Raw genomic sequence first — 15,559 nt, 5'->3', positions numbered from 1 at the left:
ACATTTCTTACAAATTCAGAAATGGGTTCATTTAAAGTGAACAAGCGCACATTGCTTCGTGACGCGCAGACCCGCCTGCTTTACTTGCAAAATTGGGCATACTCTAGATGCAGTTAACCAAGGTTGAATATGAACACAAGAAATCTGAAAATCGGTGCTCGCCTCGGCATCGGTTATGCCATCCTGCTGTTCTTGTTATTGAGTATAGCTGCCTTGGGTTTGAACGGGATGGCGCGCTCCAACCAAGCCTTGCACCGTATCGTCGATGTCAATGTGCAAAAGATGAATTTACTCAACGATATGTCTGGCTCACTGAATGTCGTTTCGCGGATATTGCGGACGCTGGCGCTGTTGTCGACCGACACGCAGATTGCGGCGGAAAACAAGATTTTGCTCGATGCCAGGGTGAAATACGATGGCGCCACCGAACACTTACGGCAATTGCCGCTGGATCAAGCCGATCAAGCGATGCTGGCTAAAATCGATGCCAACCGCAAGCGTGCGCGTGACATTAATAACCACTATATTGATTTGGTAAAGACGAATAAAGGCGCCGCCATCGACGTCTTACTCAAGGAGGTGGTGCCCATGAATGCCATCAGATTGGCCAGATTGGATGAATTCATTGATTTGCAAAAAGAAAAAAATAAAACAGATATTGCCTTGGCTGAACAGGTATATCGACAAGCGCTCACTCTGACACTCGCTTTGAGTAGTCTCGCACTGATCTTGGGCGTCTTGATTGCTTACTTCAGCACGCGTGCCATCGTCGGCCCCATCACTATTGCTGTACGGGTAGCCGAAACCATTGCGGCAGGCGACCTGTCACTGCAAATTGCCAGCGAGCGTAGCGATGAAACCGGGCAATTGTTGAATGCCTTGAAATTGATGAACGCCAATTTGCTTGCTATCGTCAAACAAGTGCGTGGCGGTACGGACGCGATTGCCACTGCCTCGTCACAGATTGCCACTGGTAATTTGGATTTATCTTCACGTACCGAGCAACAAGCCAGTTCGCTCGAAGAGACCGCCTCGTCGATGGAAGAGTTGACCAGCACGGTAAAACACAATGCCGATAATGCGCACCAAGCCAAGCAGTTGGCCATTTCCGCATCGAGCGCCGCGGCACAGGGTGGGGTGGTGGTCGCGCAGGTCGTTGATACGATGGGAGGCATCCATACCTCATCGAGAAAAATTGTCGACATCATCAGTGTCATCGAGGGCATCGCGTTTCAAACCAATATCTTGGCACTCAATGCGGCAGTCGAAGCGGCGCGCGCTGGCGAGCAGGGGCGTGGGTTCGCGGTGGTGGCAGCGGAAGTGCGTAATTTGGCGCAGCGCTCGGCGCTGGCAGCCAAGGAAATTAAAACTTTGATCGACGATTCGGTGGAAAAAGTGGAGGTAGGATCACGCTTGGTGAGTCAGGCTGGCCAGACCATGCAGTCGGTGGTCAGTAGCATCCAAAGTGTGACCGATATCATGGCCGAAATCAGCGCCGCCAATCATGAGCAGAGTTCCGGAATAGAACAAATTAATCAAGCCATCACCCAGATGGATGAAGTCACGCAGCAAAATGCGGCGCTGGTAGAGCAAGCCGCCGCCGCCGCGGCAGCGCTCGAAACAGAGGCTGGCAGCTTGAGTCAAGTGGTGGCCGTGTTTCACATCGGTGCTGCCAATGCGGCGGCCTTGGTATCGGCAGCAGCACCGGCGCAGCCGTGGCGGACGCGGCAGATACTTGGTTAAGGCCGCTCGGCTGAAACAATGTCACCCACGCTGTTGCCAAGCGCATCGACCTTCTTATACATCCAGCCGCCCACGTAAAGCGTGCCACCGAGGATAAGCAGGGAGCCGATACGCAGCAAGGGGCTTGCGCTGGAAAGATCGAATAGCATGACCTTCGCGCAAGAAGCAGCAAAGATCAGCAGCGAAGACTGACCAAGCAATTTGTCGCGACGGCTGAATGCGAGCGCTAAGCAGATAAACGCAATCGCACTCCAGGCGAGCGATACTTGCAGGCGTCCGTCCAAGATTCTGGTCGCCGCAGCGAGCAAAGCGATGTGCGCCGCGAACAATGCGAAGGAAGACAAGTTTGCAATTGCCTTGACGCCTCGCGAGAGGGCATAGGCAACGTAAAGCTCGGCGGCGTAGAGCAGGGCGAGCACCTGATTGCCGGCGACATGTTCGAGTGAACTCGCTTCAATCACGCGCAAAAAATTGATGGCGAAGATGACGCCGATCAGTACTTTATACGGCAACAGGGCCGCTGATTCGTCCTTGTTCCAGCGCGTAAATAAGGCAAATGCTGGCAGTATCAACAGCGCGACCCAAGGCCCCAGTTCATCAGGCACTAATTCAATGTAGCCGGCATGAAACAGAACCAGAGAAACGTAAGTGCCAACCAAGACATTGCTCGCGGCAGTGGCTTGTTTTATGACTCTGCGCGCGACCAAGTGGGCCAAGAGCAATACGGCTGCGCTGGCTAGCGCGATCCAGGGGGCAATTGTCGGCACGTGTTCGTGCAGTAGCGCATATTGCAAGAAATAAAAGATCAGTAATAATGGTAAGTGGGCGATCGCCTCGGCGGCGGCCATTGCTCGTTTTTGATGGATGGAAAAAGCAAGGGTGCCACAAACAAAAATCAAAAATTGTATCGTTTGAAAAGCGAACAGGCTGCTCCATGAGTTCGCAGTCAATCCGGCAGCTGCAATATGAAATCCGATGAAGGCCATATATCCGGCCAGTAAATAGGGGCGGCGATTGCCGATCCAAGCCGAATGCGCGCAATACACGACACTCCATCCCGAAAAATAGACGATTAAATCGGTCACCGAATCGCCTAGGGTGGGCAATAGCAACGGGGCGGAGTAAGAACCAATCACGGCAAACAGCGCGTACATTTCATTGTCAAACTGACGCCCAAGCCACAGCGTGAACAGGCAGATGGCGATCACCGCGTTGGTCGCGACAGTGGCACCAATGAGATGATAGTAAAGATGCGCGCCGTACACCGCAGAAAACAGCACGACGACGCCAGCGGCAGGCAGCAGGCTGGCATACTCCAAATCAATCTTGCGCAATCGCAGGCCAACTGCAATCAAAGCAAAACTGCCAATCAAGGCCAAACCAATTTGGCGCTCCGGTGTCAACCACCCGGCATCGAGCACCAGACGAATCAAAAATACGGCGGCCAGCACCAAGGCGGTCGCACCAGTCCAGCCGAGCACTTGGGTGACCGTCACTGGATGAGATGGCGGCGCATTGTTACTGACTGGCCGTGGCTTGACGTGGCGCTGCGCCGCCGATGATTGTGAGCTCAGCGTTGATGCCAGCGTCGCCGCTTCCGGCGACGTCGCGGGACCTGTATTGGATTGCAACTGCAGGCGCAGTAATTGTTCAATACGATCCAAGCGCTGTTCCAACAGTGCTATGCGTTCTTCGGTAACGGCCATCAGGTATTCCTAGTGTGTTTGCTGCGTACAGATTCGATGCGACGCGCATCGCGCGTTATGGCGTCGAGCAATCAAGATGGAGTAACTGCGCGGATTGGATAGTGTATCGTGTTTACTTATTGACGATACAAGTTTGCTTCATCCGATGCAGCGATGGACACCAGCTTGGGCATGAAGCCAAACGACACGAGATTTCTGCCACAGGCATGCTGATCGTTACCCGCAAATCAGGTCAATTGCGCATTGCGCTAATCGCCCAATTCGTCATTGCCGCGTCAGCGCCTGTTATCTCTGTGCGTCGGATGCCCAGCGGGTATCCTCATTTTGCAGCGGAAAAAATGTATCCGTGATTGACTTGTTCACCCTGAAGGCACGGTCGTGCCACTGGATTCCCGCCAAAAACACGCGGGAATGACGAGGCTGTGGCATACGGGAATGACGAGGTATGCGGTGTTTCAGATATAAAAAGCGTCCATCAGGCTTTTGCGATAGCCTCTGAAGGCCGGGGTTTCAAACCCCGGTCAGATTTTTGATCAAGCTATCCCATGCGCCTGCTGATCAGCATGGTAGCTCGATCGCACCATGGCGCCGACGGCAGCGTGGGCAAAGCCCATTTTGTAGGCTTCTTCTTCATACATTTTGAAGACATCCGGATGAACATAGCGGCGTACCGGCAAATGGTGGCCGCTCGGTGACAGATACTGGCCTATCGTCAGCATGTCGACGTTGTGCGCGCGCATATCGCGCATGACTTGCAAGACTTCTTCATCGGTTTCACCCAAGCCGACCATGATGCCGGATTTAGTCGGCGTGTTCGGGTGCATTTCTTTGAAGCGTTTGAGTAAGTTGAGCGAGTATTCATAATCGGATCCTGGGCGCGCTTCTTTGTACAGGCGCGGCGCGGTTTCGAGATTATGGTTCATCACATCGGGCGGTGCCAGATTGAGAATTTCCAGCGCACGGTCCATGCGGCCACGGAAGTCAGGCGTGAGAATTTCTATGCGCGTGCTCGGCGAGAGTTCACGGATTTTGCTGATGCACTCGGCGAAGTGGGCGGCACCACCGTCACGTAAATCGTCGCGGTCGACCGAGGTGATGACGACATAACTGAGACGCAAGTCGGCGATGGTCTTGGCCAAATTAGCCGGTTCATCGGCGTCAAGCGGATCAGGACGGCCGTGGCCGACGTCGCAGAAGGGGCAGCGGCGCGTACATTTGTCACCCATGATCATGAAGGTCGCAGTACCTTTGCCGAAGCATTCGCCAATATTCGGGCACGAAGCTTCTTCACAGACTGTCACGAGTTTATTGGCGCGCAAAATATCTTTGATTTCATAGAAACGCGTGGTCGGTGAACCGGCCTTGACACGTATCCAGTCCGGCTTGGGCAAGCGCTCCATCGGCACGATCTTGATTGGAATACGCGCGGTTTTGCTGGCGCCTTTTTGTTTTTCAGTCGGATCGTAAGCGGCTGCAGCGACATCGGTCGATACAGCAGGGGGCAGAACAGGAGTATTTTCGGTTGTCATGATATGAAGCGGTGTCGAAAAAAATCAGGAGGCAGTCAAAAGGAGTTGCAAATGCTCAGATAGCGCGGTCTGGACTGCGGCCAAGCTCGCCGTCACGCCCAGGGTACGCATATCGACCGTCGCCAGTCCGGCATAGCCACACGGGTTAATCCAGGAAAACGGTGTCAGATCCATGTCGACATTGAGCGACACGCCATGGTAAGTGCAGCCGTTGCCGCGTACTTTCAGCCCAAGTGCGGCAATTTTCGCACCCTGCCATGCACCAGTGCTGACGTAAATACCGGGCGCACCGTCTTTGCGGTTGCCGGCCAGATTATACGCTGCCAAGGTGTCGATCACCGCTTGTTCTATTTTATGCACGAATTCGCGCGCGAATAAACGGGCTTTCGGATGGCTGCGGCGCAGATCCATCATTAAGTAGATCACCACTTGGCCCGGCCCGTGGTAGGTGACTTCACCACCGCGGTCGGTGGCGATCACCGGTATCTCATGGGGAGCGAGCACGTGGCTGTGGTCGGCACCGAGTCCGAGCGTGAAAACCGGAGGGTGTTCAACGATCCAAAATTCGTTCGCTGTCGTCGCCGTACGGGCATCGGTAAATGCGCGCATGGCGTCGAAGGTGGTCGCATACGGCTCAATGCCGCGGCGGCGTATCAGGGGAGTGGTAGAGGAGGCGTCTGGCATAAGCCGCTAGTGTAACATTGCCAGCGCCGCTGCCGCGAACTTCTGCGCGGCGGCAGCGTCCTTGGCAGCAGCGGTGTCGGAAACTCAGGCTTTAAGCCAGTGCCGCGTTGAAGCGCTGGGTGAGTTTTTGGAAGTAGCCAGCCGTGGGCGCGGTCGTTTGACGCTGCGCCGCGCCGCTGAGTTCCACCAAGCTGGCTTGCTGATCGGCTTCGATAACAATCAGGCGGCCAGCCGGCAAGTTCATCGATTCACCGGCAGCGAGCCAGTAGTCTTCATCGTAGCCAGCTATGGTCAGCCAAACGCGACCACAGGCGATCTGAATTTGTTTTGCTTCGTCACTGACGTAGGAAACCGTTTTTCCAGCACTGATTGTGTGCGATTGGTTTGTGAAATTATTTGTCATTTCTGATTACCTCATTATGTGGAAGCATCAAATGAATATATCGTGATGCTTGGTAACAGCCATTGATTTTCAAGGGAAAAATCTAATTTGCTGTTACGATGTGCTTATTGTAGTAGTTGCTACGCAATATGCAAAACGAGTAATTTTTGCTTTGCTTGCGCATTTAATTCACATTATTATGCGTTTTTTTGATGACGGATATATGCAAAATGGATATCAGGAAACTGCCTAACTTGGCGGCCTTGCGTGCTTTCGAAGCCGCCGCCAGGCATCAGAATTTTTCTCGTGCGGCCGAGGAAATTCACCTCACCCATGGAGCGGTCAGCCATCAGGTACGGGCGCTGGAAGAAGAACTCGGCGTTGAACTCTTCACTCGCCATGGCAAACGCATCGCCCTCAACAGCGCCGGCGAGCGGTATGCCCATGCCATTCGCATGGCTTTGCACAGTTTGGTTGAAGCGACTGAGCAGCTACAGCGCTGGCATCAGCAAAAGCGCCTCGGCATTACCTCTTTGCCCTCGTTTGCGGCACGCTGGCTGTCGCCGCGTTTGGGGCGTTTCATTGAGCACCATCCTGGTCTCGAAGTCAGCCTGCATTCGAGTAATCATCTGGTCGACTTTTCGCGCGAGTCTATCGATATCGGCATACGTTTCGGTTTTGGTAATTATCCGGGTTTAGTCAGTGAGTTTTTGATGGGTGACTATTACTATCCAGTCGTCAGCCCGCGTTATCAGGGCGGCCGCTTGCCGACCACCCCGGCCGAATTGGCGGCATCGAATTTATTGCGATGTGAAGAAGAACCGTGGGAGCCTTGGTTTCGCGCCGCCGGTCTGAATAATAAAGAGCCGACCCATGGCTTGGTGTTTCAAGACGCCTCGATCTTGGCGCGCGCGGCGGTCGATGGTCAGGGTATTGCGCTCGGCCGTCACGCCATCGTGCAGTCGGATATCGAGAGCGGGCAGTTGGTGCGCCTGTTTGATGTCGACATTCCCAGTCCGGTCTCTTACCACTTGGTCTACGTTGAGCAAGCCTTGGAAAAACCCGAGGTCAGGGCGTTTCGGCTGTGGTTGCTCAACGAAGTCGCGCAAGCATCACTCGGCGTGCCAGCGGCAGAAGCGAGTACACCTTTAATTTATCCAGTCTGAGCGCGCAGCACCGTTCTATTTAGCCACCAGCACCCGTGTGCTGACAGTGTTGAGCGTGGCGCGCAAGGCCTCGGGCGGCTCGCGATCGGTAAACAGACTGTCAATCTGTGCCAAGTGGCCCAGCCGTACTAGCGCCGGGCGGTCGAATTTGGAATGGTCGGCGGCCAGAAAGACGGTGCGCGAATGTTTGATAATCGCTTCCGACACCCGCACTTCGCGGTAATCAAATTCGCGCAGCGTACCATCATTTTCTATCCCGGAAATACCAATGATGCCGAAATCAACCTGAAACCGGTTGATGAAATCGATCGCCGCCTCACCGGTCAGGCCGCCGTCACGCGCGCGCATGATGCCGCCAGTAACAATCACTTCTATCCCCGCATAATTACTCATGATGGAAGCAACATGCATGTTGTTGGTAATGACGCGCAGATTGCGATGCTGCGCCAGCGCCCGTGCCACTTCTTCGGTCGTGGTCCCTAAGTTGATGAACAGACTCGCGCCGTCCGGAATATGCTGTGCCAGCAAAGCGGCGATGCGGCGTTTTTGTTCCGGGAAAAAACCTTGACGCGCCGGGTAGGCGGAATTTTCTGCATTAGAGTACAGCCCAACGCCGCCGTGAAAGCGCCGCAGTAAATTGTCGTCAGTCAAAAGCTTGATGTCGCGCCGTATCGTCTGCGGCGTGACGCGGAACTGCGCGGACAACTGTTCGACCGTGGCAAAGCCGGCGCGCTGAATGGCCGTCAGCAATTCCTTCTGACGCACATTGAGGGTGGTGTTGAGGGGCGATGGCAGGTGCAAACGATCCATGGGCGGCATAGCGAAGTTGGTCAATAGGGCAGAAGATAGTAACTGATCTTGCTTATATTCACTATACTATGTTCTAATTAGAACTTGAAATTGTTCATTTGGTGATTTATGATCGAATCCAAACTTTACTCTATCGACTCTATGACTGACTTTCCTGTCGCTACGGTGGCTGTATGAATGCCGATTCTCCCTATGATTTACTGGTTGTCGGCGGTGGTATCAATGGTGTCGGGATCGCCCGTGACGCTGCCGGGCGCGGACTGCGCGTGTTGTTATGCGAACAGGATGATCTGGCTTCCCATACTTCCTCGGCCAGCACCAAGCTCATCCATGGTGGGCTGCGGTATCTCGAATATTACGAATTTGGCTTGGTGCGCAAAGCGCTGCGCGAACGCGAACTGCTGTTACGCGCGGCGCCGCATTTGATTTCACCACTGCGTTTTGTCATGCCGCATGTACCGCATTTGCGGCCAGCTTGGATGATACGCGCCGGTCTGTTCCTGTACGATCACTTGAGTCGGCGTGAATTGCTGCCGGCTTCGAGCGGGGTGAATTTGCGCACCCATGCCGTCGGCGTGCCGCTACAGAAGAGCATGACGCGTGGCTTTCTCTATTCTGACGCCTGGGTCGACGATGCCCGTTTGGTGGTTGCCAATGCCCAAGATGCGCGCGAGCGCGGTGCCGTGATTCTGACCCGAACCCGGCTGGAAAGCGCGCAGCGCAGCGGCGGCCTATGGCAAGCCAGCTTGCGCTCCACCGGCGGCGACACCGCAGGTGCGCTGCAGCAGGTGCAGGCGCGTGCCTTGGTGAATGCCGCCGGACCATGGGTGGCGCAGGTATTGCATGAACAATTAGGTCAAACGCAAGAGCATAGTCTGCGCTTGATCAAAGGCAGTCATTTGGTCGTGAAAAAAATGTTCGAACACGATCATGCCTATATTTTTCAAAATCCCGATGGGCGCATTATTTTTGCCATTCCCTATCAAGAGCAATTCACCCTCATCGGCACCACGGACCTTGAATATCATGGCGATCCGGCAGCAGTGCGCATCGATGCCGCCGAGGTGGCCTATCTGTGTAAATCGGTGAATCGGTATTTCTTACAAAGTATCAGCCCGGCTGATGTGGTGGCCAGCTACTCCGGGGTGCGTCCGCTGCTCGATCAAGGTGCGGGGGACGATCCGTCCGCCGTCACGCGTGACTACCACTTGGAACTGTCACATGTGCCGCAACAAGCGGCGCTGCTGACCGTGTTCGGTGGCAAAATCACCACCTATCGCCGCCTCGCTGAAGAAGCCCTCGACTTGCTTGGCGTGCCGCTGGCATGCGCCGAACCCGCTTGGACTGCGCATGCAACACTGCCCGGCGGCGATATTCCGGCGGCTGATTTTGCCGCTTTCTCACGCCAGTTCCAAACGCGCTTTCCATGGTTGCCGGCGGCGTTGGCGCTGCGCTATGCCCGCTCTTACGGCACGCGGGCCGAGCTGCTCATTGGTGCACGTACCAGTGTGGCAGAACTCGGCATCCAATTCTGCAGCGACTTGCACGAAGCTGAAGTGATGTATCTGCAAGAATACGAATGGGCCGTTACGGCTGACGATATCCTTTGGCGTCGCACTAAGCTCGGTTTGCATGCGACGCCGGACCAGCAGAGCGAGCTTGCCGTTTATTTGGCACGCGCGCCTGCACACATAATAAAACCAGGAGATGACGATGCACAAGGAAACGTCCGGTAGTCAATATATTCTCGCGCTTGATCAAGGCACCACCAGTTCGCGAGCGGTATTGTTCGATAAGCGCGGTGCCGTAGTGGCCGTCGCCCAGAAAGAATTTGCACAAATTTATCCGCAACCGGGTTGGGTCGAGCACGACCCGCAGGAAATCTGGTCAACCCAGGCCGGTGTCGCAGCCCAAGTACTGGCTCACGCCGGCTTGAACGGCGACGCTATTGCCGCCATTGGCATCACCAATCAGCGCGAAACGACCATCGTCTGGGATCGTGCCAGCGGCCGGCCTATCTATCCCGCCATCGTCTGGCAAGACCGCCGTACCGCCGACTACTGCGATGCGCTCAAAGCCCGTGGGCTAGAGGATATGGTGAGGGCTAAAACCGGTTTGCCGGTCGATGCCTATTTTTCCGCTACCAAGATCAATTGGATTCTCGATCATGTGGAAGGGGCACGCGCGCAAGCGGAAGCGGGAAAATTGGCGTTCGGCACGGTTGACAGTTGGTTAGTTTGGAATTTTTCTCAGCAAAAACTGCATGTCACCGATGTCACGAATGCCTCGCGCACCATGCTCTTTAATATACACAGCTTGGAATGGGATGAAGAACTGCTCGAACTGTTCACTATCCCACGCAGTATGTTGCCGCAAGTACGCTCGTGTTCTGAAGTGTATGGCCACACTGGCCGCAGTTTGTTCGGCCATGAAATTCCTCTGGCCGGCATCGCTGGCGATCAGCATGCGGCCTTGTTCGGTCAAATGTGCGTCACTCCCGGCATGGTGAAAAACACTTATGGTACCGGTTGTTTTCTGGTGATGAATACGGGCACCTCACCAGTGGAATCGAAAAATAATTTGGTTACCACTATTGCTTGGCAAATCGGCGATCAAGTCAATTACGCGCTTGAAGGCAGTATCTTTATAGGTGGAGCGGTGGTGCAGTGGTTGCGCGATGGTTTAGGTCTCGTTCGCAGTGCCGGCGAGATCGAAACGCTGGCCAGATCGGTGCCCGACAGCGATGGCGTTTACATGGTGCCAGCCTTTGCCGGACTCGGCGCGCCGCACTGGAATCCGCGCGTGCGCGGCAGTGTATTTGGCGTCACCCGTGGTAGTACCGCCGGGCATATTGCGCGCGCTGCGCTCGATAGTATCGCCTACCAGTCGGTGGATGTCATGCGTGCCATGGAAGCCGATCTCGGCGGCCCGATTGCCGAATTACGCGTCGATGGCGGCGCGGTCGCGAATGATTTACTCATGCAATTTCAAGCCGATTTGCTCGGCGTCGATGTCGTGCGTCCGCAGATCACTGAAACCACCGCGCTGGGCGCGGCCTATCTGGCCGGTTTAGCAGTCGGTTATTGGAAAGACTTGAGCGAGATTCAAAGCCAGTGGCAACTCGACCGCCGCTTTCATCCGGCCATGCCGGCCGCCGCCGTGGTCAACTGCATGAAATCTTGGCAGCGCGCGCTCAAAGCCAGTATCGCGTGGGCTGACGAAAGCTGAGCGTACTCACCGGAGAACTTCTCATGCATCCTTTATTAGCGGAATTCATCGGCACAGCCCTGTTGGTTTTGCTCGGTGATGGCGTGGTTGCCAATGTCTTGTTAACAAAAACCAAGGGCCACGACAGTGGCTTGATTGTCATCGCGATCGGTTGGGGTATGGCGGTGTTTATTGCCGTGTTTTGCAGCGCGGCCGCCAGTGGCGGACATTTGAATCCGGCTGTCACTTTGGCGCTGGCGCTGGCCGATAAATTCCCTTGGGGGCAAGTGCTCGGCTATGTGACGGCGCAAATGGCCGGCGGTCTGTGCGGTGCCTTGCTGGTCTGGGTTATGTATCGTCAGCACTTCGACGCCACCACCGATGCCGATGCCAAACTCGCCGTATTTTGTACTGGCCCGGCAATACGCCATCCGTTTACGAATGTGGTATCGGAAGTCATCGCCACCTTTGTGTTGGTGTTTGCGGTGTTAAACATGGCGCAATCGCATGTCGGTCTTGGTGCTATCAATGCGCTGCCAGTTGGCTTACTGGTGTTGGGTATCGGCGTTTCACTCGGCGGCACCACCGGCTATGCGATGAGCCCGGCACGCGACTTGGCACCGCGCATCATGCATGCCTTGCTACCTATTGCTGGTAAGCGAGACAGTGACTGGGCTTATGCCTGGGTGCCGGTAGTCGGACCGCTGCTCGGTGCCGCCGCCGCCGCGTTCTTGTATAACGCCGTAACCGCAGTGGCGCGCACCGCGCCGCTTACATAACGATCTTGACCATAGGATGGGCCGACAGTTCGCGATACAGATTATCAAGCTGTTCGCGGCTGGTGGCCCAAACCGTCACGGTGATTGCCAGATAGCTGCCTTTACTCGAGAGCCGCATATCCATTTTCCCGGTATGAAAACTGGGATCATGGATGGTCACAATATCGACCATGGTTTGGGCAAAAGTTTCATGTCGCGCTCCCATGATCTTGATCGGGAAGTCGCTCGGGTACTCGATCAGACTTTGTTCCGGTGGGATAGGTTTCATTTCCATAAAGCATTCCATTTCTTTATCTGAGGCAGACCGTCAACAGCCATCAAAAGAAATGGCCGTTACGCTTATCCTGCTTTGGCTAACTGATAGGCGGCATACAACTTGTCGTAGATGGGGCCAGGTTTGCCGTTTCCAATAGTTTTCCCGTCGAGCTCTACGACGGCAAGCACTTCTTTTGTCGCCGAAGAGAGCATAATTTCGTCGGCGCAAAAAACTTCGGCGCGACTGATGCGCCGTACTTGCATAGGAATATTCTGTGCGGCACAAAGTTCCTCAATCAGCGCATAGCGTATGCCCTCGAGGATAAGATTATCTTTGGGTGGTCCCATCACGATGCCATCTTTGACTATCCACACATTCGAGGCTGAGGCTTCGGTCAAAAAATCATCGCGGAACTGGATACTTTCTGCGACGTTGTGCTCGGCCGCATTTTGCGCAGCCAATATATTGCCGAGCAAAGAGATCGATTTGATTTCACAATGCAACCAACGCCGGTCTTCCATGCTGACACAGGCTACGCCATGTTCGCGCGCGCTCTCAGTTGGTAACACAATCGGGTTGCTCATGATGAAGACCGTCGGGGTCGATACCGCAGGAAATGCGTGCGCACGTTTGGCTACGCCGCGCGTGACTTGCAAATACACCATTTGATCGTCGGCAGGGTGGGCATCCATCACCTCGGTGATGCGCTCCAGCCATTCTTCTTTGGTGTACGGATTGCTGATGCTGATGGCAGCAAGACTGCGGAACAAACGCGCCAGATGCTGATCGGAGCGAAACATTTTGCGTTGATAAACAGGGATCACTTCATAAATGCCGTCGCCGAAAATAAAACCGCGATCAAGCACAGGAATTTTTGCTTCCGATAAAGGAGTCAGCGCACCGTTGAGGAAAACTAAAGGATCTTGCATGATGTATTTGCCCCGAGAAAAGTAAACACTGATTTTCACACAGATTGCTATTTAAGTTTATGCAAATAATGCATATCCTTGCAGTCAAAAAAAATGCCACGCAGCGCGTGGCATGATCATTCTAAGCAGCGCGACTGCTTACTTGAACATCAAGCGTACGGAATCCCAAGCGCGGCCGAAAATACTGGCTTGCTCAACTTGCTCCAAAGCAAATACAGGAAATTCAGCGGCAACTTTGCCATCCAGCATCATCTTCATCGTCCCGACTTTACTGTTTTTGGCTATCGGTGCAACCAGAGGATCTTTGCGCTCCAAGCTAGGTTTCAGTTTGGCCGCAGCGCCTTTGGGCAAGGTCACGTACAGATCGCGATCGAAGCCGATCTTGACTTGGGCTTGTGCACCTTTCCATACCTGTGGTGATTCCAGCGCTTGACCCTTGGCATAGAGCTTGATGGTGTCAAAATTCAGAAAGCCCCAGTTGAGCAATTTCAAACTTTCTTGGGCGCGAATCTGATCGCTGTCGGCACCGGTGACGATGGAAATCAAGCGCCGTTGGCCGCTGCCATTCGGACGATTCGCCGAAGAAATCAAGCAATACTTAGCCGTCTCGGTATGACCGGTTTTCATGCCGTCGACGGTTGGATCCAGCCACAGCAGCCGATTGCGATTAGGTTGGGTGATTTTGTTATAGGTGTAGCTCTTGGTGCTGTAATAGGTTTTGTAAAAATCAGGGAAATCACTGATCAAACGGGAGGCCAAAGTTGCCAGATCGCGAGCGCTGACATAGTTTTCCGGGCTGGGCAAGCCATGTGGATTGGCGAAATGGCTGGCGCTCATGCCGAGTCGTTCGGCTTCGCGGTTCATCTGCACGACAAACGCTTCTTCACTACCGGCGACAGCTTCCGACAAGGCCACTGCGGCATCGTTGCCAGATTGGACGATCAAACCATAGAGCAATTCATTGATCGTTACCGGTTTATTCGGTTCGATGAACATCTTCGAGCTGCTGGCATCAACTTTCCACGCGCGCGTGGAAACATTGACGCTCTGTTCGAGCGCAAGTTTTTTTTCTTTAATAGCCGAAAATACCAGATACGCCGTCATGATCTTGGTCAGCGAAGCTGGTTCGATGCGCATATCCGGTTCTTGTGCGGCGATGACTTGGCTGCTGGTAGCGTCGAGCAATAACCAAGAGCGCGCGGCGATAGTGGGGGCCGGCAGGGTTTGAGCGAACGCAGCTGACATAGTCAGCAAGGACGCGGCGAGGGAAACGAAGAATTTTTTCATTGAGTCAGGCTTAAAAAAACAAAGAACAAAGAACAAAAAATAACATCAGACGTCAGCTTGGCAGAGGCAGCGTTCAGCCGACCAGCGCTGGCGAGGCGGGCCGCCACATACTGCTGACGATCTGTTTGATATGATGCAGGCGGCGATGGAAAAAATGGTCAGCCCCGGGAATTACCGTGACCGCAATATCTTGAGGCCGCAACCAATCGAGTACCGCCGCCAGCGGAATAGTCTCGTCGCACTCGCCGTGTATCAGTATGGTATGGGCCTCGATATCAGGCATGGCCCATTTGCCGGCGGCGGCACCGACCAGCACCAGCCGCTCGGCAGGCTGGCCTTGCTGCAGCAATTGTTGCTGCAGACAGGCTTGCACGAAGGTACCGAAAGAAAATCCGGCCAAGGCGACTGGCAGTTGCGGAAAACGTGCGCGCATGGCCGTCAGCAGCAGTGCCATATCGGCCGTTTCACCGAGGCCGGCATCATGCGTGCCTTCCGACTGGCCGACGCCACGGAAATTCATCCGCACCGCCGCATAGCCGAGACCGCAAAAGGTCCGCGCCAGCGTCTGCGCGACCTTGTTATCCATGGTGCCACCGTACAGAGGATGCGGATGCGCAACCAGTGCCAGTCCGCGCAGCGCCGCACCGGTTTCTGGATCGGGCAAGTCTAAGGCGCACTGCAATTGGCCGACTTGGCCGGCGATGAAGAAATGTTCGGTTTGCGCGTTCATGTGTTGGGCAACCTTAAACGTTCGACGATGCCGCCGCCGATCAGGTCGACATCGATGATTTCATCGATGTCGCTGTGATCGATGAAGGTGTACCAAGTGCCTTGTGGGTAGACCACCATCACCGGGCCTTGCTCGCAGCGGTCCAAACAAGCGGATTTATTGATGCGTATCTTGCCATGGCCATTCATGTCGAGTTCACGGATGCGCCGTTTTGCATGTTCTTGCGCACTCTGCGCACCGCGCTCATGGCAGCACGGCCGCCCATCGTCGCGTTGGTTCATACAGAAAAAGACATGCTTTTGAAAATACAGTGGTTCAGACATGAGGAAGATTCTTTCACCGGTACCTGAC

The 15,559-nt window shown here is 54.6% G+C and carries 15 protein-coding genes; 5 read left to right on the top strand and 10 right to left on the bottom strand.

All coding sequences use genetic code 11. The features are described from left to right. Positions 1-129: 129 nt before the first annotated feature. Positions 130-1,743, top strand: coding sequence for a methyl-accepting chemotaxis protein (locus RHM61_RS04350; RefSeq protein ID WP_322249924.1), 1,614 nt, complete (start codon positions 130-132; stop codon positions 1,741-1,743). Here RHM61_RS04350 and RHM61_RS04345 read toward each other — a convergent pair. The 4 genes from RHM61_RS04345 to RHM61_RS04330 form a co-directional block, all read right to left on the bottom strand. Further along, positions 1,740-3,449 (bottom strand): DUF2339 domain-containing protein, encoded by a 1,710-nt coding sequence (locus tag RHM61_RS04345; protein ID WP_322249923.1) that lies wholly within the window; start codon positions 3,447-3,449, stop codon positions 1,740-1,742. The two genes, RHM61_RS04350 and RHM61_RS04345, sit on opposite strands and share 4 nt — an antisense overlap. Positions 3,450-3,982: 533 nt before the next feature. Then, positions 3,983-4,978, bottom strand: coding sequence for a lipoyl synthase (lipA, locus tag RHM61_RS04340; protein ID WP_322249922.1), 996 nt, complete (start codon positions 4,976-4,978; stop codon positions 3,983-3,985). A gap of 24 nt (positions 4,979-5,002) precedes the next feature. Next, positions 5,003-5,662, bottom strand: a complete 660-nt coding sequence (gene lipB / locus RHM61_RS04335) for a lipoyl(octanoyl) transferase LipB (RefSeq protein WP_322249921.1) — start codon at positions 5,660-5,662, stop codon at positions 5,003-5,005. A 91-nt stretch (positions 5,663-5,753) separates the two neighbouring features. Continuing rightward, positions 5,754-6,065, bottom strand: a complete 312-nt coding sequence (locus RHM61_RS04330; RefSeq protein ID WP_322249920.1) for a DUF2917 domain-containing protein — start codon at positions 6,063-6,065, stop codon at positions 5,754-5,756. A gap of 209 nt (positions 6,066-6,274) precedes the next feature. On the opposite strand from RHM61_RS04330, the gene gcvA reads away from it, so the two are divergent. Next, complete coding sequence (gcvA, locus tag RHM61_RS04325) at positions 6,275-7,210, top strand: transcriptional regulator GcvA (protein ID WP_322249919.1); 936 nt, start codon at positions 6,275-6,277, stop codon at positions 7,208-7,210. Between the two features lie 15 nt (positions 7,211-7,225). Here gcvA and RHM61_RS04320 read toward each other — a convergent pair whose 3' ends face one another. Beyond that, entirely contained in the window at positions 7,226-8,020 is a 795-nt protein-coding gene (locus RHM61_RS04320) for a DeoR/GlpR family DNA-binding transcription regulator (protein WP_322249918.1), read from the bottom strand. Between the two features lie 173 nt (positions 8,021-8,193). Here RHM61_RS04320 and glpD point away from each other — a divergent pair, with 173 nt between their 5' ends. Genes glpD through RHM61_RS04305 form a run of 3 tightly spaced genes read left to right on the top strand, consistent with a single transcriptional unit; the run spans position 8,194 to position 12,006 of the window. After that, positions 8,194-9,756: a glycerol-3-phosphate dehydrogenase gene (gene glpD / locus RHM61_RS04315; RefSeq protein ID WP_322249917.1), complete on the top strand. Its 1,563-nt coding sequence runs from the start codon at positions 8,194-8,196 to the stop codon at positions 9,754-9,756. Continuing rightward, positions 9,734-11,248: a glycerol kinase GlpK gene (glpK, locus tag RHM61_RS04310; protein WP_322249916.1), complete on the top strand. Its 1,515-nt coding sequence runs from the start codon at positions 9,734-9,736 to the stop codon at positions 11,246-11,248. Before glpD ends, glpK begins: the two co-directional genes overlap by 23 nt. A gap of 23 nt (positions 11,249-11,271) precedes the next feature. Continuing rightward, positions 11,272-12,006 carry an MIP/aquaporin family protein gene (locus tag RHM61_RS04305; protein ID WP_322249915.1) on the top strand — a complete coding sequence of 245 codons (735 nt, stop codon included), beginning with the start codon at positions 11,272-11,274 and terminating at the stop codon, positions 12,004-12,006. On the opposite strand, the gene RHM61_RS04300 is transcribed toward RHM61_RS04305, so the two are convergent. The 5 genes from RHM61_RS04300 to RHM61_RS04280 form a co-directional block, all read right to left on the bottom strand. Then, complete coding sequence (locus RHM61_RS04300) at positions 11,999-12,274, bottom strand: DUF493 family protein (RefSeq protein WP_322251036.1); 276 nt, start codon at positions 12,272-12,274, stop codon at positions 11,999-12,001. The genes RHM61_RS04305 and RHM61_RS04300 overlap by 8 nt on opposite strands. 71 nt (positions 12,275-12,345) lie before the next feature. Next, on the bottom strand, positions 12,346-13,191 hold the full coding sequence (locus tag RHM61_RS04295; protein WP_322249914.1) for a D-amino acid aminotransferase: 846 nt from the start codon (positions 13,189-13,191) through the stop codon (positions 12,346-12,348). Between the two features lie 138 nt (positions 13,192-13,329). Beyond that, positions 13,330-14,478: a D-alanyl-D-alanine carboxypeptidase family protein gene (locus RHM61_RS04290; protein WP_322249913.1), complete on the bottom strand. Its 1,149-nt coding sequence runs from the start codon at positions 14,476-14,478 to the stop codon at positions 13,330-13,332. A gap of 73 nt (positions 14,479-14,551) precedes the next feature. Further along, the gene (locus RHM61_RS04285; protein ID WP_322249912.1) at positions 14,552-15,208 is read right to left on the bottom strand and encodes an alpha/beta hydrolase; all 657 of its coding nucleotides are present in this window, start codon (positions 15,206-15,208) and stop codon (positions 14,552-14,554) included. Further along, entirely contained in the window at positions 15,205-15,531 is a 327-nt protein-coding gene (locus tag RHM61_RS04280; RefSeq protein WP_322249911.1) for a (2Fe-2S) ferredoxin domain-containing protein, read from the bottom strand. The genes RHM61_RS04285 and RHM61_RS04280 overlap by 4 nt, the downstream gene beginning before the upstream one ends. Positions 15,532-15,559 lie beyond the last annotated feature (28 nt).

This window comes from Undibacterium sp. CCC3.4 (genome assembly GCF_034347425.1).
Taxonomy (GTDB): domain Bacteria; phylum Pseudomonadota; class Gammaproteobacteria; order Burkholderiales; family Burkholderiaceae_D; genus Undibacterium.
This window is presented reverse-complemented; position numbering and strand designations above follow the sequence as displayed.